Origin of the sequence: Flagellimonas sp. (assembly GCF_965222555.1) — a bacterium.
GTDB lineage: Bacteria > Bacteroidota > Bacteroidia > Flavobacteriales > Flavobacteriaceae > Flagellimonas.
Map to the genome: position 1 here is coordinate 153,828 of NZ_CBDCUG010000001.1, position 24,485 is coordinate 178,312.

Here is a 24,485-nt window from a genome sequence, read left to right on the forward strand (position 1 = left end):
ATGCAGTTGGCTTTCCCATTAATCGGAGGATTGGAATATGTAGACACTGTTTTTCAAACAATTAAAGACAGTGATTTTCTACAGTATACCATTGTAGGTATGAAAGCCCTTGCCATCCTATTCTTCCTAATCAACGTCTTAAAAAAGTACAATGAAGGAGTTGCCAATAGGGATGGATATACGTGGGGGCTTACCCCAACCGAACTGATAAAGAATTTCATCATAGTGATTCTGGTCATTTTTTCAATTCAGGTACTTGAGGTATTTGATAGTATCCTGGTGGCCATTGAAGGACAGTACAGAAATACCGCACCATCACTTTTGCCACTACAATTACAAGATGTGGAAATTGAGGATGATGTAAGTGGACTGGAAGCCGCTAGCAAGGGGTTGGCTTTATTATATGAGGCATTGACCACACCACTATATGGATTAAAGATATTAGCATTTATATTGAGTGTTTTTCTTTGGTTGTTAGACCTCTTTATTTACCCCCTGTTCTTGGCGGAACGATTCTTTTTGATGGGGATAATGCAAGCCTTTTTTCCCTTGGTCATAAGCCTTGCCGTGTTTGAAAAGTTTCGGTCAATGGCTTATACTTTTTTCAAATTATACGCGGCTGTTTATATGTTGGTTCCTGCCTTTTTTCTGGTGAATGTATTCGTGAATGCACTCTACACAGAGTTCACTACCAATTTTTGGGTAAACCTTTTCGGCTTTGATTTTGGAAGTTCATTTTTTGCACCCATTATCGAGTTGGGGACCATAGGCTTTATCGTCTTTTTGAAATTCAAATTGTACAAACGGGCAACCTCATTCACCTTCAAACTATTTAGTGCCTAAGGCTCTTTTAATTAAAAAAGTAATGAAAAATGAAAACACCATATAAAAACATATACGAGGTCCTGAAAACGAACCGGTTTATAGTTCTGACCGTTGTTACAATGGCGATGCTGTCCACGATTGTTTCAAGTATCATTTCCTTTAAGATGTACCACAAGTCATTGGATGGTTCTTTTGCCATCGGTAAGAATGGCGAAGTGATACCCCTGCAATGGGTACAGCAAAAAGAGAATTTAAAGGTAGAAACCTTAGAACATTTGCGTCTATTTCATACCTATTTCTACGATATAGATGCTACTAATTTTGAAATGAATATTGAAAAAGCCTTATGGCTTGGAAATAGTACAGTGGATAACGTATACAGACAGAAAAAAGCCGATGGTGTGTATAACAGATTGATGCAATACTCCTTAGTTCAAAAGGTAATCAGTATCGATTCTGAAATAGACCTTAAAGCAGAACCCTATCCCTTTAGAACAACTACAGTTTTTCAAATCAATAGGGGGTCGATAATCGACACTTATGAATTGGTGACTACGGGTAAAATTTTACATCTGGAAAAACGAAACTTCCCGAAGAACACGCACGGGCTTTTGATTACGGATTACTTTGAGAACACTTTAAAAAAAATAGACTATGAAAATTGATAAGAAGAAAATCACTTTTGCCGTAGTCATTGGAGCGGTGGTAATTTTCATTGTTGCCTATTCCATATTGACTTTTGGCGGTGATAAAGACGAACAAGATGAACTGCTACAACCCTTAGTACCCACATTAGAAACGGTAAAAGATGATTATACATCTAGGCTTGATGCTGTAGACGATTTAAAGGAAATTAGGGAAACCAACGCACCAAGTATCTATGATGAGAAGTATTTGGATTCAACGGGAGTCTATGACCCTGATTTTATAGAAAAGGAGAAAATGCGTCTTGTCGATAGTATCTACTCCAATAGTCAAATTGATTATAGCACGGGTGCATTTAGAAAACGCACCTCCAATGTAGATAATGCCATAAAGGGTATTATAGGTAAAAAAGTAGAAGAGCCTGAAGATGACAAGAGCAAGTCTACAGCAATCTTAGCAAAAGAAATGGCTTTGGAACAACAATTGTTTTTTGCTTCCAACCCTTTACCGAATTCGGCTGTTGAATCAATACCCAGCGTAAATGTAGTTGTCGATTCCAAAGAAGTTATAAAAGCAAATGACCGTTTGGAAATGCGTACCCAAAACGATGTTACTATCAAGGGGTATTTCATTCCAAGAAACACCCTTCTTTTTGGTATTGTCAGCTTTCAACCGAATCGAGTTTTATTGAAAATAGAGAACATTAGAAACATCCCACTAGCTTTTAAAGCCTATGACTACAGGGATAATTTAGAAGGAATCTATATCAAGAATAGTTTTCGGGAAGAACTGAGACAACAAGTACTTGGAGATGTTATAAACGAAGTTAATGTACCTGGCATTCCACAGGTTAGGGGGGTAAAGAGAATATTTCAACGTTCTAACCGTCAGGTAAAAGTAACGGTAAACAATAATTATGTGCTGACCTTAAAGGTCGAGACAGAACAATAAAAATGAATACTATGAAAAAGTTAATAGTCATGATGAGTTTAGGGCTCATGCTCTCAGCACATGCAAAAAATAAAATTCAGTTAGATACTCTATATGCTAATTCAACAATGACAATGGCGTTGTTTTTCCCAACGGATATTAAACAGGGCATCACAGGATCGGACAATTTTGTTTTTACCTACAATAGAGATAAAGAACAGAATCTGGGTTTATTAAAAGCGGTAAAAGGAGAGCCTAGTAACTTATTGGTGATTACCACAGATGGCACAGTGTATTCCTTTATTTTGAAATATTCGGAACATCTGGAGAACCCCAATCGTTTTATAACAAAGAATGAAAGCATTGGAAACGTCAAGCAAGTTCAAACTGAGCGGACAATTACAAAACAGAGCTTTTCAGTTAAAGATTCGCTGGGACCACTGCGCAGATCTTGTGAATCATTATTAAAACTTCCTGAAGAAAAGAATGTGACAAAGAAAGTGAGTAACATAAAGTTGAGTCTTAAAAATTTAAAATATCACGGTGATAATGTTTATCTACAGTTTGAAATTGAAAATAAATCCGGTATACGATTCGATTTTGATTATCTCAATATTTTTAAGGTAAATAGAAATAAAAAGCGGAATGCATCCTATCAGAAAATTCCCTTAAACCCTATTTATGTTCACAACAAACCCTATCAAATATTACCCAATACAAAAGCGAAGTTGGTTTATGTTGTTCCGAAATTTACTATTGGTGACAGTGAAAAGACGGAGGTAAGGTTACAGGAATTAAACACGACAAGAGCGGTGAATTTAATTTGGTGATAATAACAAAAGCCCTGATTCCATTATCAGGGCTTTTGTTATACGCTCTTATATGTTTCCTAATTATTGCAGCAATCTTTGTTTTGTTGAATAGGTGGGCAAGCCACCGTGCCATACGAACAGAATACACAGCAATCTCCCTCTTTAGGGCGTAATACTTCTTTACAATTTTCACAATCATAAAAGAACTGGCAAGCTGTTGTTGGCATTTCTTCTTCTTTCTTATGTCCACAGTTTGGACACGTAATTGTAGATTCTAAAATAGCTTCCATCACTCTATGATTTTATATCCTGTTTTTCCAATAGCGCCTACTATCTCATTAGCAGTTACTTTACTTTTATCAAACTTCACAAAAGCTTTGGATGTTTCATAATTTGCATCTACCTCCAAAATGCCTTCTAGTTTATTTACCTCGTTTTCAATATGGGCTTCGCAACCTGCACACGTCATTCCCTGTATGGAATAGTTCACTTCACTTACGTTACTTTCAGATACATAAACGACTTGCTTTTCAGCATTTGAGTTGGAATAAAATATATGTGAATAGTAGGGAAAGGCTAACATAATACCTGCAAAAATGCTCACCAAAAACAAGAACTTTTTGGATTGAATAAATTTAGGTTTGTCATCATCACAAGCGCAATCAATATCCTGTGTACGTGGTTTTAATTTTTCATACCAGGCAAAACCAAGAATCAAAACGGTTATACCTATTAAAATAGGTCTGTACGGTTCTACCCAAGAAAAGGTAGAAGCTATTCCTGTTGTCCCAGAAAGTAAAGCTAAGACAGGAGCAATACAACACAGTGAAGCTACTATAGCTGAAAACAATCCAGCAAAAGCAGTTCGATTAGAGGTCAATGTTTTTTTCATCTTATGCAATTTTTTTTTCAAATGTTATATTACTCAAAATAGCAGTCAAAAAATCTTCATTTTTCTTCGAAATACGATAAAAGATGGTTTGACCATCTCTACGGGTAGTAATTACATTTACATCCTTCATCTTGCGTAAATGTTGGGAAATAGCAGGAACACTCATTTCTAAAATATCAGCAAAGTCACAAGGGCACAATTCGGTTTCCCTTTTCAACAAAAACAATATTTTAAAACGGACTTCATTACCAGCCAGTGCCATAATTTTACTGATGGCTTCAATGGAAGTTGATACCGCATTCAAATCTTCTTTACAACGAAGTATTTGGGTGTGGTCAGCCTCTGCCCTGATACAGCTAGTTTCAAGTTTCATATAACTAATTTTGATCAAAGGTATAGATATGTAATTATTTAAGCAAATGCTTAAATACAAACTTGAGTTAAAATAAGTTTGACTCTGAAGATTTGAAAATAAAGAAAGGAATGCCTACTGATAAAAAATAGCTTGGTTTACAGGCTATGACCAATTCATTCTTTGTAACCGTATAGCATTCAAGATAGCCAATAGCGCTACGCCAACATCAGCAAAAACAGCTTCCCACATTGTAGCTAGACCGCCTGCACCTAAAATCAACACGATAGCTTTAACACCAAAGGCAAGTATAATATTCTGCCATACAATTTTACGTGTAGAACGACTTATTTTAATAGCTCTAACCACTTTTGAAGGCTGGTCGGTTTGGATGATGACGTCTGCGGTTTCAATAGCGACATCACTGCCTAAGCCACCCATCGCAATACCAACGTTACTTGCCGCCAAAACGGGTGCATCATTAATACCATCGCCGATAAAGGCTACTTTGTTTTCTGGGTTTTGTTTTAGCGTTTCGACCTCATTTAATTTATCCTCTGGTAATAACCCACCTTTGGCTTTTTCAATATTCAATTCTTTAGCGACTTGCTGGGTAATGGAATCTTTATCGCCTGAAAGCATCATAATATTTTTGACCCCAACATTATGCAATTCCGTAATTGTTTCTTTTGCATCCTCTTTTAATTCGTCCGCTATCACCACATAACCCGCAAATGTATGGTCAATTGAAACCAACACTATTGATTCTACTAAAGAATCTGTTTCATTTGGAATGGTAATATCATTATCAATCATTAAGGCTTTGTTTCCTACTAAAACAGTTTTTCCGTTTATAATCCCTTTTAAACCTTTACCTGCAATTTCAGATACTTCCTTTGCATCATAGTCATCACCATTTTCTTTGTACTCCATAATGGCTTTTGCAACGGGATGTGTAGATTGTTCTTCCATTGCTATTAGGTATTTTATAAATTGGGATTCTTCCCAACCGATAGCCTTGATTTCTTTGATTTTGAAAACACCTTTGGTAACCGTTCCCGTTTTGTCCATCACCAAGGTGTTTATTTTGGTCATTGCATCTAAGAAAGAAGCTCCTTTAAAAAGAATTCCATTTCTTGATGCTGCGCCCAATCCACCAAAATAGCCCAACGGAATAGAAATGACCAATGCACAAGGACAAGAGATGACTAAGAAAATCAATGCTCTATACAACCAATTTTGAAACACATAATCATCAACAAAAAAGTAAGGTAGAAACGTAACTCCAATAGCTAAGAACACTACAATAGGCGTATAGATCCGTGCAAACTGTCTAATAAATAATTCCGTTTTGGATTTACGTGCCGTAGCATTTTGAACCAAGTCTAATATTCTAGCAATTGAGCTATCCTCAAAGGTGTTGGTGACTTTAATTTCAATGACACTTTCTAAATTGATACTACCTGCATATACTTTGGATTCTTTTAAAAGCGAATCAGGTTTGCTTTCTCCTGTTAAAGCAGCCGTATTCAATGAAGCCTTATCGGATAAAAGTACACCATCTAACGGAATTTTTTCACCTACTCGGACTTGAATTTTTTCTCCAATCGTTACCTCTTCTGGTGATACATTAATGTAATCATTATCACGAAAAACAGTGGCTTCTTTTGGACGAACATCCAGTAAAGCTTTGATATTTCCTTTAGCTCTATTTACAGCTGCATTTTGGAATAATTCACCAACAGCATAAAAAAGCATTACCGCGACACCTTCAGGATATTCTCCTATTGCAAATGCGCCTATAGTTGCAATTGACATTAAAAGAAATTCGGTAAAGAAATTTCCTCGTATAATACTCTTCCAACCTTCTTTTATTACGGGAAAGCCTACAGGTAAATATGCGATACCGTACCAAGCGATACGAACCCAATCCTTAAAAAAAGAAATATCAAAATAATCTAATCCTATACCAATTATAAGCATTGTAAAACTTATGATTGCAGGTATATAGGTGCCAAAAGAACTACTATCACTGTGGCCGTGATTGTGACCATCATCGTGAGTATGTACTTCTGCCGATTTTGGTTTTAATTCTCTTAAATTGACTTTCTTTTTTTTCATTTAGTATCTAATAATTTTTCAATATCATTTGGAATAGGCATACGTTTTAAAGGTGGCACATTTGCACCTCCGGTATTACCAAGTGGAACGTGATTAATAAATGATTTCCAACCTCCGACAACTAGCCTAAGTACTTGCCCAAAGACTTCTTTGGTGTTTTTTTGCATTAAACCAAACCTTAGCATTAACCAATGGGAATAGGTATGCTCTATCGGGTAAGACTGACCTATAATATGACTACGTTCTAAATGATACCAGGCATCAGCATATTGGTTTTTTAGGAGGCAATGTCTATAATCTTTTAGCTCTGACTTATAAGCTTCTTTTAGATGTCTCGGGATTTTTACATTAAACTTCATATCCATCTATTTTGGATAAAAGTAGCTTAATGGTCAGTGCAACGGAAGTGCATTTATTAGGCACTGCATTTATCGCAAATACCTTTTACAACCAAGTTTACATTTTCCGAAACAAAACCATCGGGGACCTTTATTAGTGGGATTTTATGTTCCGTTAAACACACGGTTTCTCCACAATTGTTACAATGAAAATGAAGGTGTAAATCTTGTTCCATTTCACAATTGCAACCTTCTTCACACATCGCATATTTGGTGATGCCAGTGCCATCATCTATTTGATGTACAATTGCTTTTTCCTCAAATGTTTTAAGGGTTCTATAAAGGGTAGTTCTATCTGCTTTTGCGAAAGCATTTTCTATATCACTCAAAGTAACTGCCACCTTTTTTCCTGCAAGAAACTTGGATATCAGCAGGCGCATTGCTGTTATCCGAACTCCCTTTGATTCTAATAATTCTTCTATTGTTTGCATAATTAATCGTTGTCTTCGTTTCCAAAGGGTTTTAAAATGATTCCAATACTAAAGATAAAACCATCTGTAGGCGCATATATTTCTGGAAAAGTAGGGTTTTCGTGAGGGGGCAGAACTAAAGGCGAAAAACGACTTTGTCTTCGGTCTGTAAAGTTCTCAAAATTTACAAATGTACTTCCCCATTTAAAATTACGCATTACAAGCAAGCCCATTGTAAAGAAATCGGTTGTTTCAAACCCGTTTGAAAGTAATTGTTTTCCTGTGTAAAAGGTTTCATAACCTATACGCCATTTTTCAGATTCATACATCAAAACACTCCCTGCATTGTGCTTTGCGGTCAGTGGTTTCTGTGGATTGCCAGGTAGATAATTTAGGCGTGTGTCTATAAATGCGTAATTCAAAAACCACCTAAAATCTTTATAGGTAAACTTGATATTGGTCTCGGCCCCTTTACTTAGAATTTCTCCAGAAGCATTTTCAAACTGAAATAAATCACCATCAACGGAATTAAGTAACAATCCATTTCTAATAGCAGTCAGATAAAACAATTGGTTTACGGAAAAACCTACTTCATCGGTCAATCTTGTTTGATAGTTAAAATCTAGGTTAAGCCCATAAGAACGTTCCGCCTTCAAAGCATCCTTATCAATCTGTAAGACATTTCGAAAGTTTATGAATTCCGCTTCCTCAGTAAAAATATCGGGGACTTTATAGCCCAAACCACCCCCAAGTCTGCTAGAAAAGTTGTTGTTTGATTTATATAATAGGGAAATTCTTGGCAGCGCAAAGAATCCCCAATCAATGGCATAATCGGTGCGCAGTCCTGTTTCAAGAATCCATTGTTCCGTAACGTCATAGATGTTATTAGCAAACAATCCAACGGTAACGTCCTTTTGGTCACGTTCTAAAGGATTTCCCCGTTCATTAAATACTGTAGAATATAAGTTTGCTCCTAAAACCCAATCTGCTTTTACTCCTTGCTTTTGGTAAGCAGCTTCTGTAAAGGTGTTCCATTGACTCCCTTTAAAAGATAAATCTGGTATGTCCAAACTCCTATCAAAAAAAGCAATACTGTTCTTTACCGAAATAGATTGAACAGAATCTAATTGAGATTCAAAAACGGCCTGAGTACTTACCCGTTTGGATAGGTTTTCTTCGGTATATTGATGAATTCCGTTTTCTCCTTCTTCAATTTTTGTAATATCACCCCCTTTTCTATCATCATAAGTTCCATTGATTCCAAACCAGAAAGTGGTATTATCCGAGGGGTAATAAAACAATTTAGGATTAAAGCTTATAGATTGCGTCTGGGGCAGATTGCTAAAACCGTCATCCTCTGGGTCATATGCTTTTTGATAATGACCTGAACCGTAAAGCGTCCAGCCCCATTTATCCCTTCGTTCGCTATAGAAAACATTGGCGGTACTTCCCAAAGCTTGTGTTTGGGTTAGCATAATATCTAAAGCTGGTTCTTCGTTGGGCGTTTTTGAAACCATATTCACCAATCCTGCAATAGCACCACCGCCATACAATGTTGACGAACTACCTTTGATGATTTCGAATTGCCTTAAATCTAATGGTGGAATCTGTAAAATGCTCAATCCACTCGAAAAACCGCTGTAGAGGGGAAAACCATCACGCAATAGTTGCGTATAACGCCCATCCAAACCTTGTATTCTAATGTTGGTATTTGCGCTGCTCAATGAGGTTTGTTGCATTTGTATTCCGGTACTTTCTCGAAGTACCATAGAAATATTGGTTGGGTTCATTACGGCTTTTTCACCTAATTCCTCAGCCCCAATAAATTCTATTCTAGTAGGTATCTTTTTTACTGTTCTTGTACTTCTTGAGGATTGTACGATTACTTCATCAAGGGCATTTTCATCTTCTTTTAAAAAGAAGATTAATGCTTCGTTTGAAGGAACGGTTATGCTTTTTTCTATTGTTTCAAAACCTAAATAGGAAATTTGCAAGTTATATTCCCCATTGGGGAGGTCTTCAAAGAAAGCGATTCCGTTAAAATTTGTTGTCGCTCCCTTGTTGAGGCTTTCTATATAGATAGTTGCCCCTAGTAATGGCTCTTTTTCTTGCTCTGAAAATATTTTTATTTCTAACGTATTTTGAGCGTAACCAAAAGCACAAAATAGTAGCATAAGCCAATAGCTTAATAGACTTTTATTCATTTGTATTTGTAATAAATTGACTAAATAATGTGGGTGGCGATTTCTTTATCGCTAAGAATTTTAGCCAATACTTTGGGGAGGCTGTAAGATGCGGAGTGAAACTTCTTGAAAGATACCCAACTGTTTAGAAATAATCTTTCCATCAACTAATTGATGTTCCGTCTCTGCGAAGAAATTAAAGGCGGAAATGGCGTGGGCATGACAGCAGTGACACTGGCAAAACGGAGAACAAAGTTCGCAATCTTGGTCGTGGTCTCCGTCAAAATCAACTACTGAGATAGTTTGAGAATCATCTATAATATTTTCATCATCATTACAGGGCACTGCTTGAAGTGCCAAGAAATAAAAAGATAAAATGACTGCCAAAAATTTCACAACGCAAAGATAAAAAGATTTTCGTGCAACTGGGTTGCAAATAACTATCGCAATGAATCAATGACACTCCCGCAAGTCAACATAGCATCCCCGTAATAGGGATTGCGAATCTCTTTTTCAGCACTTAACCAAACCGCGCCCTTATTACTGTTTGCCATAGGACATTGCTGCACATAAAGTGCATTACCCAAATCCTTTAGCTCACCTGCAATAGCGACCATATTCGCATTAAGAATTACGAAATGGGAACGTTGGTCTTCTAATTTTCCCGCTTTAGTGATAGCTTCCAACATTTCAATACTCTTGTCCAAATGTGCTCTTTCCATTGTACCCAAGTCAGAAAAATTTGGCCTTTGCCATATTTCCAAAGTAGCTTTTGCATGTATTGCCGCCTGCTTTGAATTACTGGCCACCAATGCATCTTTTAATTTTAAATAGGCTGGAAATCCTTTTTCAAACTCCTTTTGAAAGGTGTCCGGCAATGTCATTTTCATCTGGTCTTCCGAACTATTGGAATCTTCCTGAGGTTGCATTCCCAGATGGCCTTCATGACCCGTCCTCGTCTTGCCGCCAGCTTTGTTCATCATACTTTTTTTACCCTGTAATTGTGCAGCCGCATCAACTGAAAAAGTTCCATTGGCCACAATTTCTTCGCCTGAATTAAGGCCAGAAATAACTTCCAATTGTTCTCCATTTCTTACCCCTAACATTACCTCCCTCATTTCAAAGACTGGCTCATCTGGTTTGACTTTTATATAGACCAAAGAACGTTCTCCTGTCCACATCACAGCTGAGGAAGGTACCCACAGTTTCGATTCATCACTAAAATTTTTATCATTCTGAATCTTCCCAGTTACGAACATCCCAGGCTTGAATTGTTCATTTTGATTTGCAAGTGTTGCACGCACTGTTACGGTTCTAGTAGCATTGTTAAGTACAGGGTCCACAAATGAAATTTTACCATTAAACGTTTTATTTGGATAGGCATTGGTGGTTATGCTTATTCTTTGCCCTTTTTTTAGTTGTGACAACTGAGTTTCATAGGCATCAAACTCGGCCCAAACTGTACTTAAATTGCTCACCTTTACAATAGGCTGCCCTTTCTTTACATAATCACCTTCCGCGCTCATGACCTCGGAAACCGTACCGGAAACCGTTGCATAAACAGGAAAGTATTCCGTTACCTTAGTGGAGCTTTCTATGGCGTTGATTTGATTTTCCGATAATTTCCAGAGCTTCAATTTGTTACGGACAGCTTGGTACAATTGCGGTTGCGACTGCTTTAAAGATACCGTGGTCAATAGTTCTTGCTGTGCCGCTACCAGTTCAGGAGAATAGATAGTTCCCAGTAATTGTCCTTTTCGAACTTCTTGCCCTTCATAATTAACGTTCAATCGCTCAATCCTTCCGTCAAAATAACTGGCCTGTACGGCAACAGCTTCTTCGTTTATTGCAATTTTACCCGATAGGGAAATGGAATTGTCGTCACCTGCGGATTTAGTGCCGACCACAATGGTCTGTACATTCGCCAAGGCAAGCGCATTATCCGTCATTGAGAATTGTTCAGGCGAAAGACCTCCAGTACCGACTTCAGCAGGAATCAGGTCCATTCCACAAATAGGACAGTCACCCGGTTCAGGCTGCATAATCTGGGGATGCATGGAGCATGTCCACATTTGGTTTTCTGATCCTGTTTCATGGTCATGCTCCGTTGCCTCCATAGTATCGGCATGGGATGTTCCAAAAAGAACATACCCTACTCCCAATCCAATAATGGCCGCAACTGCAATTAAAATTATGCGCTGTTTCATTTCTTTATTTTTAATCGTTTTTTTAATGTAATAATTGAAGGTGAACTGATATACCAGAGGAGAAATCCACTTAATACCGTAATCAAACCTAAAAGTGAAAATGCTCTCAAAACTGTTGTATTGAAGTTATCCCTACCTTCATAATCCATAGTGTGGGTCATCCATAGAAAATCGAAAATGCGCCAATCCCTATGGCGAACTGTTTGAAATTTTCCATCACTAACGGAAACATAGGCCTTTAAAGCTTCATCTGTTTTGTATGAGATGACGTAAGCAGGTAATAACTTTTCGCGATATTCATGGTGTTTTCCAGTTTCAGTAATCTGCTCAATAGATTCCACAATCAAATCACTTCTCATATGACTTTGAGCGATTGATAGTGCTTCATCCCTCGTAATACTCTTCTTTGGTTTTCCATTAATGGCACTGTACAATTGTTTGTTATTTATCCAGTAATAGGGTCTATTGCCAATATCCCTCAATTCAATGGTTTTAACTCCATTTGCAACATCAAGTTGGGATGGGCTTATTAAATCTCCATAGGCTTTAGTTTGATGCTCCAAATTTTTAAAATGGTCACCGTGTATTTCATCGATGTCTGTCCAACTAAAGTATAAACCACTAATTGTCCAAAACAGGAACTGAATGCCTAAAAAGAGACCCAAATACCTGTGCGTTTTTCTGATTTTTAAAGCTGTGTTCCTGCTTACCATAATTATATCGTTTTGCTTCTTAAACGTAGTGCGTTTGCTATTACCGAAACAGAGCTAAAACTCATTGCTAAAGCTGCTATCATTGGTGAGAGTAATATTCCAAAAATTGGGAATAAGACCCCTGCGGCGATAGGTATACCTAAGGTGTTATATATCAATGCAAAAAATAGGTTTTGCTTAATGTTTTTCATTACAGAATCGCTTAGATTCCTTGCTTTTACAATTCCGTTTAAATCACCTTTTACCAAGGTTATCATTGCACTTTCTATGGCTACGTCCGTTCCCGTCCCCATTGCTATTCCAACATCGCTTTTTGCCAAAGCCGGTGCATCATTTATGCCATCACCTGCCATTGCCACTACTTTCCCATTTTCTTGTAGCTTTTCTACCTCTTTGAGCTTGTCTTCTGGTAGCATGCTGGCTTTAAAATCTGCCAGGGCCAATTCAGATGCCACCGCCTGAGCGGTATCGTGATTATCGCCTGTTAGCATTATGACATTAATATTTTTGTCTTGTAATGCTTTGATAGCTTTGGCACTTGTTTTCTTGATTTTATCGCCTATAACAACGTATCCTACGACTTTTCCCTTGATGGCCAGGTACGAAACCGTTTTACCTTGCTTTTGATAGGATTGAGCTTCGTTTTCCATTACCTTGGATAGTGCCGCATTAGCCTGTTCCATCATTTTAGAATTCCCCAGATATACTTTCTTTTGATTTACATGGCCTTCAACACCCTTACCCGTAATTGCCCTAAACCCATCAGCTTTTAAAAATTCCGTTTGTTGTTCCTTCCCGTATTTAACTGTAGCTTCAGCCAATGGATGTTCACTCTGATTGTTCAAGGAAACGATATATCGTAGCACTTCATTTTCGCTAAAACCGTTATCAAAAGAACCTACTTTTTCTACCGTAGGTTTTCCTTCTGTGATTGTTCCTGTCTTGTCAACAATGAGTGTGTCTACCTTATCCATTTTTTCGAGAGCTTCCGCATTTTTGATAAGCACACCATTCTGCGCACCTTTTCCAACACCTACCATAACAGACATTGGTGTAGCTAATCCCAAAGCACAAGGGCAAGCGATTATCAATACGGCAATGGCATTGACCAAAGCATAGACGTAAGCTGGTTCTGGTCCCCATATTGCCCAGACCGCAAAGGTTATCAAGGCAATGATTACCACAACAGGAACGAAATACCCCGAAACCTTATCCGCCAAATTCTGGATTGGTGCGCGACTACGACTAGCATCATTTACCATATGGATGATTTGGGACAATAACGTGTCCGAACCCACTTTTTTAGCTTTCATTAAAAACGACTGATTGCCATTGATGGTTCCACTACTCACCTTATCATCTATAGATTTGTTTACTGGAATAGGTTCACCCGTAATCATCGATTCGTCAATACTCGTATTGCCTTCTGTGATGATACCATCTACAGGAATTTTATCGCCTGGTTTTACCATTAGAATATCATTGAGTGCTATCTCGTCAATACTGACTTCTATTTCTTCACCATCTACAATTTTTATGGCTTTATTGGGTGCTAATTTCAACAGTTCTTTTACTGCCGAATTGGTTTTACTATGCGCACGAGCTTCTAATAATTGACCTAAAAGCACTAAGGTTAGAATTACCGTTGCTGCTTCAAAGTAAACGTGAACAGTACCTGCTTCGGTCTTAAACTGGTCTGGGAAAAAATCGGGTGCGAGCATACCTATTACGCTGAATAACCATGCGACACCAGCACCAATGCCTATGAGCGTAAACATATTCAGGTTCCAGGTTTTTATACTGCGGTAGGCACGTTCAAAAAACATCCAAGTAGCATAAAACACTACTGGAATGGAAAGCACGAACTGAATCCAGTTCCAATAATTCTGTTCCAGAATATCGTATAAGGGATTGTCGGTCAGCATTTCAGACATTGCAATTATGAAAATGGGCAATGTAAATACGACTGCAATCCAGAATTTTTTGCGTAGTGTTTTATAAGTCTTTTCCTCTGCGGACAGGTCGGGTTCCATCGGTACTAAATCCATCCCACAAATTGGACAGCTTCCCGCTTCGTCCTTAATAATTTCAGGATGCATTGGGCAAGTGTATTGCGTATTGGTAGTAGCTGAAAGATTTACTTCCTCAACCAAATCCATTCCGCAGACTGGACAATCACCCGCCTGATTGTAGGTTGTGTCGCCTTCACAATGCATCGGGCAATAGAAAGTTCCCGTCCCTTTGCCTTTAGGTTTCTGTTTCTTTTCTTCAGTTTTTTCGGGGCGCTGACCTGATTTGTAAATACTGTAAGTACCGCCATCTGTTTCTAGTATGCCCTGAAATTTTTCTATTGGTATATCTGATTTCATGTCAATGATAGCCTCAGCTTTTTCCAAACTCACAGAAACTTTTACAACACCATCCACTTTTGAAAGCGTTTTTTCAACGTGCGACTTACAGCCGTTACAGGTCATTCCATTTATAGGATAGGTGCGTGTTTTTATGCCATCTGGTTTGACGGGATGTATATGATATTTACTTTTCTTTTGCTGTACGGCTTCTTCAAATTTGTCTATCGGGATATGATTTTCCATTTCTATCGTCGCAGTTGATGCTTCCAAATCAATAGCAACGTTGATGACATCCGGAACTTCGTTCAAAGCCGACTTCACACTTCTCAGACAACCTTTACAGGTCATTCCTTCTATTTGATATGTATGTTTCATCTTTAAAACTATTTAGTGTTAGACCGGACAAAATATGAAGCCTTTATACCAGAGGCTTGAACAATTCGGGTTGAAGCTTATACAATTTTGTCTAAGTTTTTTCTGTTCCAGTTTTGTACTTTTTTATATGCTGTCATTGACATTCCAGTATTATTTTTGAACTGCTTTGCAAGATGGCTTCCACTACTGTAATCCAGTGAATAAGCAATCTCAGCGAAAGTCATATTGCTCATTTGCAAGAGTTCTTTAGCCTTTTCTACCTTCAGACGGATGAGATATTTTTCAATCGTAATTCCAGCAGTAGCACTAAAGGATTTACTGATTATCGAATATTCCGTCCTTAATTCCCTGGACAGAATTACTGATAGGTTTTCCTGTAACCCTTTTAAGGAATCGAGACTTTTAATCAAAATTGACTTCACGTTCTCAACCAAAATTGAATTTTGGTCATCAATGATTTCAAAACCGTTACGTTCAGCGATCTCCTTGAGAATACCTTTACTTACATGCGCCTCATCCATCACAGTTAATTCGCCAAGCTCAATTGATAACACATTTATTCCAGCATTGTCTAGTTCTTGTTTTAGAACGGTCTTACAGCGGTCACAAACCATATTTTTAAGTTTTACTTTCACGGTATGGGCAGCTTTAATGTTGCTTTTTGACCTAATGACAAATCATCAACATGGCCGGCAATCTCATTATTATTTGTTTTAAAATGCATATGTAAGAAGGTAGAATGATGGGTAAATACCGCCTTGTGCGACTTCGAAAAGAAACCGATAATCTCAACTTCTTTATTTTCTTCAACTCCATTTAAACCAGATTCCTTGTGCTTTTGATGCGAGTGAACGGTATCGCCATCTTTCCAATTAATGACATGCCAACGCAATGATTGGGCGTTTCCTTCAATTAAAAAAGGAATTGGCTTTTCAGTATTAATCCCTAATGCTTTTGCCTGTTCTTCTATGAATCCCTCCAGTTTAATGGAAGAATCAATTTCATTTGGCATTTCTATGTTCTGCCAATTGGAGACTTGGGCATAAACGATTAGTGCCGCCTTTTTATCAAAAGTGGTATCGAAAACAACTTTTTTAGATGCTACGGACGTGTTGAATGCCCTACCATTAAAAATCTGAATCTCACCTTTTAAGTTCTCAAAAGCACCGAGCGCATACAGGTTTTTCCTTTTTGAAAGCGTATCCAATGCAGCCGTTGCTTCTAAATTACCGGACATTAGTGTACGTAATGCTCCTGCATACTTTACTTCTGCATCCCGGGTCTCTGGAATACAGCTAACCAGTAATAAGGTTAGTGATACTATGGCAAGAATCTGTTTTAAAGAAGCGGTCATTCTTGTTTATTTTATGGTTTCTGTCACTTTACCACATTTTAGCATTTTATCCCCGAAGTAAGGGTTACGAATTTCTTCTTCGGTTGAAAGCCAGTAACCTCCTTGGTTGTTAAAGGCCATTGGGCAAAATTGTTGATACACCTCGCCAGAAGAAATAGATGCGTCCACTATTGCCGTCATCTTTGCAGTAACATCTGAAAATACCGTGCGCTGTGCTTCAATATCACTGGTTTCCGAAATTTTGGAAAGTAAACCTTTTAAGGCTGTATCGTCTGTATTTTCCATGAGCATTTTCGCCCCAGATTGAGCCTCTTTAGCATCTGAGTTTACTAATGCGGTCTTTACATGGATGTAGTGTTGAAATTGTTCGCCAACATTGTCATCACTAAAAGAAAGCCCTACTATCTTGGTCGTTTCAGTGTTGGAATCCGATGTACTGGTGTTGTCCTTTGTTTCATTTTTACACGAAATCAAACTTGCAAAGGCAAGTATTGTTACTGTTGTTTTAAAAAGTGTCTTCATCTTTGAATTTTAAATTATTGATTTATTAAATAGTTGATAATAGCTGATTGCACATAGTACAGCTGCACCGATTGGATTTGATTTATCTGGAACTTTAATTGTAGTTCCTGAATGTCGAGCACATCATTGAAATCTATGGTGCCCGTTTCATAATTTTTAACCAAAATCTGTTCGGCATCCTTGGCCTGTTTCAGGTTTTTTGATTGGGTATCGTAGGCTATTCGGGCCTCATTTCGCTGTGCTATCGCTTTGGCAAAAGCGGACTCCAATACATTCAAGCGTTCTTGTTTTTGAAATGTAATTTCCTCCTTACGAAGTTCGTTCTGCTTGGTTTTTGAAGTATACCGCTTATTGAAAATTGGAATGGAAAGCGAGACCATCGGCATTACAATGTCTTTGCCATTGTCGTTAAAGCTCATATCGGGTCGCTCTTGGACGGGAACGTAGTCCAACCCAAACCCCAACATTGGTGCTCCCTCTTTTTGGTTTAGCAATTCCGCCTGGGTCACCGATTCGTACATTTTATCAAAACGAAGAAGTTCAGGATTCAACTCAAGACTGTCCATAGTGACAGGGTCCCTATCAGGGATGTCCATAGATACGGTCAAATCAACTGTGAGATCCGTATCTCGATTCAATAGATTATTGAAGTTGACCTGCTCTCCTTTAAATTGCTCCCTGAGCATTTGCTTTTGTTGCTCCAATTCGTTCTGACGAATTTGCAGTCGCAACACATCCACGGCACTTGCTTTGCCCACTTCCACCGAAGTCAAGGCCAAGGTCTCATAGGTGTGGAGCAGTTCAATGTTAGTGTCCAAGACCCCTTGTTTGGCCCATAAGCTATAGAGTTCGTAGTACGATTGGGCCACGGCCAGTGCCAATTTTCGCTTTGCAACGACATAGTCCACGTAATCTGTTTCGGCCATTGCAGAGGCGTACTTTTGACGTGTAGCAACTGTCCCGAACCAAGGCAGCATTTGTTTGGCGGAAAAACGGGCAACCTGCGCCCCCGTCCTGGTTTCTGGTTCACTGACAAAATACCCCGCCCCGAATTCGGTATTGGGTAGCCAGTTGGCCTCGTTTTCCTTTTCCCTAGCAATCGTATATCGCAGTTCGTAGGCTTGAATTTTCGGATTATTGGCCTGTGCCTCCGAAATGTATGACTGCAATCCTTGTGCATTTCCTATAGCGGAAACCAACAAAAGACCGATAATAATTTTCAGCTTGTTCATTTGCTTACCTTTTTAAGTTGAACTTCCTTCCGCCATCCAAATAGCACTGGAACGACAAAGAGCGTAATCAAGGCAATGAGCATTCCCCCAAAAGATGGAATGGCCATTGGTATCATAATATCACTTCCCCTCCCCGTGGATGTAAGGATTGGCAACAAGGCCAGTATAGTGGTCGCCGTGGTCATCAAACAAGGTCGAATACGCTTTTCACCGGCCTCAACAACGGAATCATGGACCCCTTTTAGATCCATCGGTCTATTTCTATCGAAAGTCTGTGTCAGATAGGTGGCCATGACCACCCCATCATCAGTGGCTATGCCAAAGAGGGCGATAAAGCCTACCCAGACGGCAACACTTAAATTGATGACATCCATCTGAAAAAGGTTCCGCCAATTCTCGCCAAACAGATTGAAATTGAAGAACCAATCCTGTCCATATAGCCAAATCATAATAAATCCACCTGCAAAAGCGACAGCAATCCCGGTAAATACCATCAACGAAGTGGCCACACTCCTAAACTGGAAATACAGAATCAGAAAGATGATTGCCAGTGCCAAGGGCACCACTACACCCAGGGTCTTTTCAGCCCGTAGCTGATTTTCATAAGTACCCGTGAAAGCATAGTTTATCCCTTTGGGGACTAGGAGCTCGCCACTATCAATCTTCGCCTGGATCGCGGCTTGTGCATTTTCAACCACATCTACTTCCGCGTAACCGTCCAGCTTATCGAACAAGACATAGCCCACAAGAAATGTATCCTCACTTTTGATGACCTGTGGACCCTGCTCGTAACGTATGGTAACCAGTTCATCCAGCGGTATCGGACTCCCTTTGGAAACGGGCACATAGATATTTTTTAAATCATCTGGATTGGCACGTAACTCTCTTGGATAACGAACCCTGACCGCGTAACGTTCCCTACCTTCAACGGTTTGGGTCAAAGGCATTCCTCCCACCGCAATCGACAAAACACTTTGCACGTCTTCAATGGTAATGCCGTAACGTGCCAATTGTTCCCTATTTATATCAATAAGCAGATATGGTTTTCCTACAATACGATCGGCAAAAACAGCCTGTTCCTTAACACCTTCTGCTGTTTTTAATATCCCTTCCAATTGTAGGCCAAAAGCTTCTATTTCTCTTAAGTCCTGTCCCTTTACCTTGATGCCCATGGGTGCGCGCATTCCAGTCTGAAGCATGACAAGTCGGGTTTCTATCGGTTGCAGCTTAGGTGCGGAGGTAACCCCGGGCAACTTGGTCACCCTTACGATTTCATTCCAAATATCATCGGGTGATTCAATTTCAGGCCTCCAATTGCGAAAGTATTCCCCATCCTCATCTGCAATCAATTGACTTCGTTCAATCCCATAGGGATCCGTTATTATGGTTTCGGAATAAGTAGCTTCTTGGGTAAGGGCTAGGTTGGGATTGGCTGCCAACTTGCCGTTCTTCAGTTCAAACAGACCGTCTTTGTTTACCTTAAAGCGCTGTGGTTCGCCCTCCCCGTTCAATTCATATTCCGAACGATATTGGATAACGTTCTCATACATGGATAGCGGCGCAGGGTCAAGGGCAGATTCGGTTCGTCCAGCCTTCCCCACCACAGTTTTGATTTCTGGGATACTGGCTACGGCCATATCCAACTGCTGCAAGACCCGTTTGTTTTCAGCTACACCAGAATGTGGCAATGACGTGGGCATTAATAAAAAAGAACCCTCATTGAGGGAAGGCATAAATTCCTTTCCCGTATTGTTCATTATGAGAACTCCACAAACCACAATCACAGTGGGGATGGAAAGAAATAAAAGCTTGTTCCCCAATGCCCAACGGAGTATTCGGGTGTAATACATTCTAAATACCCAAAAAATGCCCAAAAGAGTGAAACTAATTATTCCCACAAAAAGCAGGTTCATCGGCACACTTCTATCAAATCCCAAAGGTCGCCAGTAAGTGGCCAAAAGGAAGATGATAGCTGTTGCTGAAATAATAATGTTTAGACGTGTCGCCTGTTTTTCAGAAAGCGAAAATCCATTGAACAGACGAGAAGCCAGTTCTTTGTTCTTTAGGGATGTTATGGTTCCAAAGGCTATTAACACCAAGCCTAACCAATAGCCATAGAAAACAGCCGCTACTCCTGTAATAATCAATACTGCACTAGAAACATACCCCACGATACTTTTGCTTCTTCTTTTTTTGAAGAAAATGGCGGCAAAAGGTGGTATCAAGAAAAGGGCAACGATTATGGATGCAGTCAACGCCATGGTCTTGGTAAATGCCAATGGGCGAAATAATTTCCCTTCAGCACCCACCATCGTGAACACGGGGATAAAACTGATGATAGTGGTGAGTACGGCTGTCAGAATGGCTCCTGAAACTTCGGCAGTGGCATTGTAGACCACGTCATTGGTGTGTAACCGTTCATTTTCTGGTTTAGTATCGTTCTCGTCCAGATGACGAATGATATTTTCTGAAAGTATGACCCCAACATCGACCATGGTACCTATGGCAATGGCAATACCTGAAAGGGCAACAATATTGGCATCGACCCCAAATAATTTCATGGAAATAAAAACCATTAGCACGGCAACGGGTAACAAACCTGAAATCAAAATGGAAGCTCGTAAATTGAATACCATGACAATAATGACCAATACGGTAATCAGAATTTCAAGGGTAAGTGCCTCATTGAGGGTTCCCAAGGTCTCTTGTATAAGTTCGGTTCGGTCGTAAAATGGAACAATAGTTACCTGAGAGGTTCGTCCATCTGACAACTGTTTTGAAGGGAGGCCCGAAGAAAGCTCCGCAATCTGGTCTTTGACATTATTGATGACCTCCATGGGATTTGCACCGTATCGGGCTACCACCACACCACCGACCACTTCGGCACCTTCTTTGTCCAATAGGCCACGACGGGTCGCTGGACCCAAACTCACTTTGGCAACGTCCTTTATACGGATGGAAGTATAGTTCTCCGCATCGACAACCGCATTCTCAATATCCCCAATCGATTTTACATAGCCCAAGCCACGAACCAAATACTCCGCCTGGTTCATTTCCAGGGTTTGTGCCCCAATATCTTGGTTGGATTGCTTTACTGCTTTTACGATATGGTGAAGGCCAATATTATATTGGCGCATCAACTCAGGATTGACATCAATTTGGTATTCCTGAACATATCCACCGATAGAGGCCACCTCAGAGACCCCACTTGCTGATGACAGCGCATACTTCACATAGTAGTCTTGAATGCTTCGCAGTTCGTGTAAGTCCCAACCTCCGGTGACGTTTCCGTCTTCATCGCGACCTTCAAGGGTATACCAAAATATTTGTCCAAGACCCGTGGCATCAGGACCCAATGAAGGATTCACCCCATTGGGCAACAGTCCAGCGGGAAGGGAATTCAGTTTTTCGAGAATCCTGCTTCGTGACCAGTAGAATTCCACATCTTCCTCAAAGATGATATAGATACTTGAAAAACCGAACATTGAGGAACTTCTAATGGTTTTTACACCCGGTATTCCCAATAATGATGTGGTAAGCGGATAGGTAATCTGATCTTCAATATCCTGAGGGGAGCGGCCATCCCATTTGGTAAAGACGATTTGTTGATTCTCACCAATATCGGGTATGGCATCCACCGCAATTGGATTGCTCGGCAAAAAACCTGTGTCCCATTTAAAGGGGGCATGTACCATTCCCCAGCCCACAAAAAGGACCAGTAGCAAGATGGCTACTAATTTGTTTTCGATTAAGAATTTGATCGCTTTGTTCAGCATATAATTCGAGTATTAGATAATTACAAGTACTTCGCGGAAATAGTGCATAGCACGTTTGGCCCAATGCGGTAAATCGCCGGGCACATTTGTAGTTATCTAAAAATCAAATTAAAAAGGTCTGGTGCAATAGCTGCACATCCCGTATCAGAGGGGGAGGGGAATACTCTTTAAAGGGGATTATTGTATCATCATATCCTTCAAAAAGGTTGATATAGGTGTAGATGAAAGAGGCAACGAAGAGTTGCTGGTCGAAGGTGAGTTGGTCAAAGGATACCTTTAAATCGTCCTGACCCTCCAAAACAATTTGAACATCGGTACAACAATCCATCTTCATCTCCATCACCGCACATTCTGTTGATGATTTGGACATCTCTGCCTTCATCATACAGCTAGCTGCACTATCGGAAAAACTGAAATCAACTAAGTGGTCACCACAATAGTGCATATCCACTGTAAAAGACATCGTGGACAGCAACACAATTGCTGATAGTGCAAGGGCCGATATTTTATGAAACAAGTCCTTCATTGAACAACACAAAAGTATTCAATTTTAACATATAACGATAAACTATAACATTTATTTAATTGAGCCGTAACTGCTTCCATTGCAGGAGTACTCTTCTCCAATGCATTTAAATCGACTTCCTTTTAACCGTCACCATTCCCTTTTTGGATAGGCAAAAAAACAATAGCAAAACCTTGCATTGCGGCATAAAGCCGTTTCGTTTCCTTCACTTTTTATACGCCCTCCAAGGCCTTGCTATTGTATCGAGAATAGCATCAAAAAAGGTAACAGCGACGGCACTATGGGAAGTAAATCATTTAAAATAAATCCAATGAAATCATACCAAAACAATAAAACGGAAGCGATACAGCAGTTAAAAAATCAAAAAAGGGAAAACGCTCTGGATATAATAAGTAAATCAGTTTTAAAGGCCTTATGAAAAAGGCAAAATCAATAGTAACATTTTAAATTTTTAAGTTATGAGTACATTAAGAAACAAAGTTCAGTTGATCGGAAACATTGGCAATGAGCCAAAAATCACCAACCTTGAAAGCGGTAACAAAGTGGCCCGTTTTTCCATGGCAACCAATGAGTATTACCGAAATGCACAAGGGGAAAAAATACAATCCACACAATGGCACTATGTAGTCGCCTGGGATAAAAAAGCGGACATCATAGAACAGTACACCCATAAAGGGAAAGAAGTGGCCATAGAGGGTAAATTAATCTCCCGAAGCTATACCAATGAAATGGGTATTAAATGCTATGTGACCGAAATTGTGGCCACAGAAATCTTACTCTTGGGATCTAAAAATGAACCTACCCCTCTAAATGAAATGGAGGTTACCGCAGATGAAGTAAACGGAAAACCTTCTATGGATGATACTTCAGCCAATGGGAAAACTACGGGAGCCCAACAAGGAAAAAAACCACAGGGAGGCACAAGAAAAAGAACCCCAAAAACCAATCAGGAAGTTGCTTAACGCTAGGTACTTCTTCAAAAGTAAAGAGGGCACACACTAACCACAGGTTTGCCCTCTTTTTCATTATAAATCCTATTAAGATAATACAATGAGAACGCAAATTAATGAAATAAAAATAAGCTACAAAGACCGCATCTTATCCGATAAATGGGTGAAGCTAAACAGCTCTCAAAGTGCAGCGGAATTCATATACAAACAATGGGACAAAAACACCATAGCCCTACATGAAACCTTTAAGGTGGTGTTACTTAACAACGGTAATAAAGCCAAAGGAATATTTGAGGTCTCCAAAGGGAGTATCACGGGTACATTGGTGGATATAAGGGTATTACTGGCCGTGGCCTTAAAAAGCCTTTCCGTGGGAATGATATTGACCCATAATCACCCAAGCGGAACGCTAATGCCAAGTGCATCCGATAAACAAATCACTAAAAAAATAAAGGATGCTGCAACCCTTTTGGACATCAAAGTATTGGATCATATCATCATTACCCCCAATGCCGACTATTTCAGTTTTGCCGATGAAGGTCTAATCTAAAATTTGAGTAATGATCTATTTGAATTTTACAAATTTGGACGAAGAAACGCAGCAACATTTAATGACCGTTTCTAAAAAAGATATCGAACAAAAATTTGGTCTAGACCTACAACGATACGCCAAAAGAAACAATGTTGATTACCAATCACTTTTGGAACAGGAGGCACAACGTAATCTATATACCTACGATTATGTATTCATTATTTAAGCAGTATAGTTTTACTATTGGAAAGGGCAGTTTATAAACTGTCCTTTTTCTTTTGATGGATATACAGCGAAAAGAAATATCCGCTAACAATACTTCAAAAGTCCGCTTTCCACATTCTTAAAATCTCCTGTTTTACCTTAAAAAAAAGCCCCT

Annotated in this window: 24 protein-coding genes; 7 read left to right on the forward strand and 17 right to left on the reverse strand. The window is 39.3% G+C overall.

Annotated features, from left to right (window positions below):
* Genes ACOQO1_RS00590 through ACOQO1_RS00605 form a run of 4 tightly spaced genes read left to right on the forward strand, consistent with a single transcriptional unit; the run spans window position 1 to window position 3,230 of the window.
* On the forward strand, window positions 1–843 hold the full coding sequence (locus ACOQO1_RS00590; protein ID WP_299214290.1) for a hypothetical protein: 843 nt from the start codon (window positions 1–3) through the stop codon (window positions 841–843).
* A 29-nt stretch (window positions 844–872) separates the two neighbouring features.
* Window positions 873–1,490: a conjugal transfer protein TraK gene (locus tag ACOQO1_RS00595; RefSeq protein ID WP_010519658.1), complete on the forward strand. Its 618-nt coding sequence runs from the start codon at window positions 873–875 to the stop codon at window positions 1,488–1,490.
* A complete protein-coding gene (gene traM, locus ACOQO1_RS00600; RefSeq protein WP_010519659.1) occupies window positions 1,480–2,421 on the forward strand; it encodes a conjugative transposon protein TraM in 942 nt (313 codons plus the stop codon). Before ACOQO1_RS00595 ends, traM begins: the two co-directional genes overlap by 11 nt.
* Before the next feature lie 11 nt (window positions 2,422–2,432).
* Window positions 2,433–3,230: a DUF4138 domain-containing protein gene (locus tag ACOQO1_RS00605; RefSeq protein WP_010519660.1), complete on the forward strand. Its 798-nt coding sequence runs from the start codon at window positions 2,433–2,435 to the stop codon at window positions 3,228–3,230.
* Window positions 3,231–3,289: 59 nt separating this feature from the next.
* Here the strand turns inward: ACOQO1_RS00605 and ACOQO1_RS00610 are convergent, their stop codons facing one another.
* From ACOQO1_RS00610 to ACOQO1_RS00690, 17 genes are all read right to left on the reverse strand, one after another.
* A complete protein-coding gene (locus ACOQO1_RS00610; RefSeq protein WP_010519661.1) occupies window positions 3,290–3,502 on the reverse strand; it encodes a GDCCVxC domain-containing (seleno)protein in 213 nt (70 codons plus the stop codon).
* The gene (gene merTP, locus ACOQO1_RS00615; RefSeq protein ID WP_029511582.1) at window positions 3,502–4,104 is read right to left on the reverse strand and encodes a mercuric transport protein MerTP; all 603 of its coding nucleotides are present in this window, start codon (window positions 4,102–4,104) and stop codon (window positions 3,502–3,504) included. Before merTP ends, ACOQO1_RS00610 begins: the two co-directional genes overlap by 1 nt.
* Before the next feature lies 1 nt (window position 4,105).
* The gene (locus tag ACOQO1_RS00620) at window positions 4,106–4,477 is read right to left on the reverse strand and encodes an ArsR/SmtB family transcription factor (RefSeq protein WP_010519663.1); all 372 of its coding nucleotides are present in this window, start codon (window positions 4,475–4,477) and stop codon (window positions 4,106–4,108) included.
* Window positions 4,478–4,621: 144 nt separating this feature from the next.
* Window positions 4,622–6,577, reverse strand: coding sequence for a heavy metal translocating P-type ATPase (locus tag ACOQO1_RS00625; protein ID WP_420600944.1), 1,956 nt, complete (start codon window positions 6,575–6,577; stop codon window positions 4,622–4,624).
* Entirely contained in the window at window positions 6,574–6,936 is a 363-nt protein-coding gene (locus tag ACOQO1_RS00630) for a DUF3703 domain-containing protein (protein ID WP_298998013.1), read from the reverse strand. The genes ACOQO1_RS00625 and ACOQO1_RS00630 overlap by 4 nt, the downstream gene beginning before the upstream one ends.
* Before the next feature lie 56 nt (window positions 6,937–6,992).
* Window positions 6,993–7,406, reverse strand: coding sequence for a Fur family transcriptional regulator (locus ACOQO1_RS00635; protein ID WP_010519666.1), 414 nt, complete (start codon window positions 7,404–7,406; stop codon window positions 6,993–6,995).
* A 2-nt stretch (window positions 7,407–7,408) separates the two neighbouring features.
* On the reverse strand, window positions 7,409–9,559 hold the full coding sequence (locus ACOQO1_RS00640) for a TonB-dependent receptor (RefSeq protein WP_420600945.1): 2,151 nt from the start codon (window positions 9,557–9,559) through the stop codon (window positions 7,409–7,411).
* A 90-nt stretch (window positions 9,560–9,649) separates the two neighbouring features.
* The gene (locus ACOQO1_RS00645) at window positions 9,650–9,964 is read right to left on the reverse strand and encodes a DUF6660 family protein (RefSeq protein WP_050810863.1); all 315 of its coding nucleotides are present in this window, start codon (window positions 9,962–9,964) and stop codon (window positions 9,650–9,652) included.
* A 44-nt stretch (window positions 9,965–10,008) separates the two neighbouring features.
* Window positions 10,009–11,775: an efflux RND transporter periplasmic adaptor subunit gene (locus tag ACOQO1_RS00650; RefSeq protein WP_299214310.1), complete on the reverse strand. Its 1,767-nt coding sequence runs from the start codon at window positions 11,773–11,775 to the stop codon at window positions 10,009–10,011.
* The gene (locus ACOQO1_RS00655) at window positions 11,772–12,488 is read right to left on the reverse strand and encodes a PepSY domain-containing protein (RefSeq protein WP_420600946.1); all 717 of its coding nucleotides are present in this window, start codon (window positions 12,486–12,488) and stop codon (window positions 11,772–11,774) included. The genes ACOQO1_RS00650 and ACOQO1_RS00655 overlap by 4 nt, the downstream gene beginning before the upstream one ends.
* 2 nt (window positions 12,489–12,490) lie before the next feature.
* On the reverse strand, window positions 12,491–15,214 hold the full coding sequence (locus ACOQO1_RS00660) for a heavy metal translocating P-type ATPase (protein ID WP_420600947.1): 2,724 nt from the start codon (window positions 15,212–15,214) through the stop codon (window positions 12,491–12,493).
* Window positions 15,215–15,291: 77 nt separating this feature from the next.
* A complete protein-coding gene (locus ACOQO1_RS00665; protein ID WP_029511585.1) occupies window positions 15,292–15,849 on the reverse strand; it encodes a helix-turn-helix domain-containing protein in 558 nt (185 codons plus the stop codon).
* Window positions 15,846–16,568: an acetolactate decarboxylase gene (locus ACOQO1_RS00670; RefSeq protein ID WP_298793677.1), complete on the reverse strand. Its 723-nt coding sequence runs from the start codon at window positions 16,566–16,568 to the stop codon at window positions 15,846–15,848. The genes ACOQO1_RS00665 and ACOQO1_RS00670 overlap by 4 nt, the downstream gene beginning before the upstream one ends.
* Before the next feature lie 6 nt (window positions 16,569–16,574).
* A complete protein-coding gene (locus tag ACOQO1_RS00675; protein ID WP_299214324.1) occupies window positions 16,575–17,090 on the reverse strand; it encodes a DUF3347 domain-containing protein in 516 nt (171 codons plus the stop codon).
* Window positions 17,091–17,104: 14 nt separating this feature from the next.
* A complete protein-coding gene (locus ACOQO1_RS00680; RefSeq protein WP_420600948.1) occupies window positions 17,105–18,322 on the reverse strand; it encodes a TolC family protein in 1,218 nt (405 codons plus the stop codon).
* The gene (locus tag ACOQO1_RS00685; protein WP_420600949.1) at window positions 18,319–22,098 is read right to left on the reverse strand and encodes an efflux RND transporter permease subunit; all 3,780 of its coding nucleotides are present in this window, start codon (window positions 22,096–22,098) and stop codon (window positions 18,319–18,321) included. The genes ACOQO1_RS00680 and ACOQO1_RS00685 overlap by 4 nt, the downstream gene beginning before the upstream one ends.
* A gap of 103 nt (window positions 22,099–22,201) precedes the next feature.
* On the reverse strand, window positions 22,202–22,624 hold the full coding sequence (locus ACOQO1_RS00690; protein WP_249969304.1) for an HYC_CC_PP family protein: 423 nt from the start codon (window positions 22,622–22,624) through the stop codon (window positions 22,202–22,204).
* A gap of 458 nt (window positions 22,625–23,082) precedes the next feature.
* On the opposite strand from ACOQO1_RS00690, the gene ACOQO1_RS00695 reads away from it, so the two are divergent.
* The 3 genes from ACOQO1_RS00695 (at window position 23,083) to ACOQO1_RS00705 (ending at window position 24,332) form a co-directional block, all read left to right on the forward strand.
* Window positions 23,083–23,586, forward strand: a complete 504-nt coding sequence (locus ACOQO1_RS00695; protein ID WP_420600950.1) for a single-stranded DNA-binding protein — start codon at window positions 23,083–23,085, stop codon at window positions 23,584–23,586.
* A gap of 88 nt (window positions 23,587–23,674) precedes the next feature.
* Entirely contained in the window at window positions 23,675–24,124 is a 450-nt protein-coding gene (locus ACOQO1_RS00700) for a JAB domain-containing protein (protein ID WP_249969306.1), read from the forward strand.
* Between the two features lie 10 nt (window positions 24,125–24,134).
* On the forward strand, window positions 24,135–24,332 hold the full coding sequence (locus ACOQO1_RS00705) for a hypothetical protein (RefSeq protein ID WP_010519679.1): 198 nt from the start codon (window positions 24,135–24,137) through the stop codon (window positions 24,330–24,332).
* The last annotated feature ends 153 nt before the right edge of the window (window positions 24,333–24,485 follow it).

Excerpts from the sequence above, each read along its gene's own strand:
- ACOQO1_RS00685 (WP_420600949.1), bottom strand. The coding sequence starts at position 22,098 with ATGCTGAACAAAGCGATCAAATTCTTAATCGAAAACAAATTAGTAGCC.
- ACOQO1_RS00705 (WP_010519679.1), top strand. The coding sequence starts at position 24,135 with ATGATCTATTTGAATTTTACAAATTTGGACGAAGAAACGCAGCAACAT.
- ACOQO1_RS00625 (WP_420600944.1), bottom strand. The coding sequence starts at position 6,577 with ATGAAAAAAAAGAAAGTCAATTTAAGAGAATTAAAACCAAAATCGGCA.
- ACOQO1_RS00690 (WP_249969304.1), bottom strand. The coding sequence starts at position 22,624 with ATGAAGGACTTGTTTCATAAAATATCGGCCCTTGCACTATCAGCAATT.
- ACOQO1_RS00605 (WP_010519660.1), top strand. The coding sequence starts at position 2,433 with ATGAAAAAGTTAATAGTCATGATGAGTTTAGGGCTCATGCTCTCAGCA.
- ACOQO1_RS00660 (WP_420600947.1), bottom strand. The coding sequence starts at position 15,214 with ATGAAACATACATATCAAATAGAAGGAATGACCTGTAAAGGTTGTCTG.
- ACOQO1_RS00620 (WP_010519663.1), bottom strand. The coding sequence starts at position 4,477 with ATGAAACTTGAAACTAGCTGTATCAGGGCAGAGGCTGACCACACCCAA.
- ACOQO1_RS00680 (WP_420600948.1), bottom strand. The coding sequence starts at position 18,322 with ATGAACAAGCTGAAAATTATTATCGGTCTTTTGTTGGTTTCCGCTATA.
- traM (WP_010519659.1), top strand. The coding sequence starts at position 1,480 with ATGAAAATTGATAAGAAGAAAATCACTTTTGCCGTAGTCATTGGAGCG.
- ACOQO1_RS00590 (WP_299214290.1), top strand. The coding sequence starts at position 1 with ATGCAGTTGGCTTTCCCATTAATCGGAGGATTGGAATATGTAGACACT.
- ACOQO1_RS00630 (WP_298998013.1), bottom strand. The coding sequence starts at position 6,936 with ATGAAGTTTAATGTAAAAATCCCGAGACATCTAAAAGAAGCTTATAAG.
- ACOQO1_RS00635 (WP_010519666.1), bottom strand. The coding sequence starts at position 7,406 with ATGCAAACAATAGAAGAATTATTAGAATCAAAGGGAGTTCGGATAACA.
- ACOQO1_RS00655 (WP_420600946.1), bottom strand. The coding sequence starts at position 12,488 with ATGGTAAGCAGGAACACAGCTTTAAAAATCAGAAAAACGCACAGGTAT.
- ACOQO1_RS00650 (WP_299214310.1), bottom strand. The coding sequence starts at position 11,775 with ATGAAACAGCGCATAATTTTAATTGCAGTTGCGGCCATTATTGGATTG.
- ACOQO1_RS00695 (WP_420600950.1), top strand. The coding sequence starts at position 23,083 with ATGAGTACATTAAGAAACAAAGTTCAGTTGATCGGAAACATTGGCAAT.
- ACOQO1_RS00640 (WP_420600945.1), bottom strand. The coding sequence starts at position 9,559 with ATGCTACTATTTTGTGCTTTTGGTTACGCTCAAAATACGTTAGAAATA.
- merTP (WP_029511582.1), bottom strand. The coding sequence starts at position 4,104 with ATGAAAAAAACATTGACCTCTAATCGAACTGCTTTTGCTGGATTGTTT.
- ACOQO1_RS00675 (WP_299214324.1), bottom strand. The coding sequence starts at position 17,090 with ATGAAGACACTTTTTAAAACAACAGTAACAATACTTGCCTTTGCAAGT.
- ACOQO1_RS00700 (WP_249969306.1), top strand. The coding sequence starts at position 23,675 with ATGAGAACGCAAATTAATGAAATAAAAATAAGCTACAAAGACCGCATC.
- ACOQO1_RS00610 (WP_010519661.1), bottom strand. The coding sequence starts at position 3,502 with ATGGAAGCTATTTTAGAATCTACAATTACGTGTCCAAACTGTGGACAT.
- ACOQO1_RS00670 (WP_298793677.1), bottom strand. The coding sequence starts at position 16,568 with ATGACCGCTTCTTTAAAACAGATTCTTGCCATAGTATCACTAACCTTA.
- ACOQO1_RS00595 (WP_010519658.1), top strand. The coding sequence starts at position 873 with ATGAAAACACCATATAAAAACATATACGAGGTCCTGAAAACGAACCGG.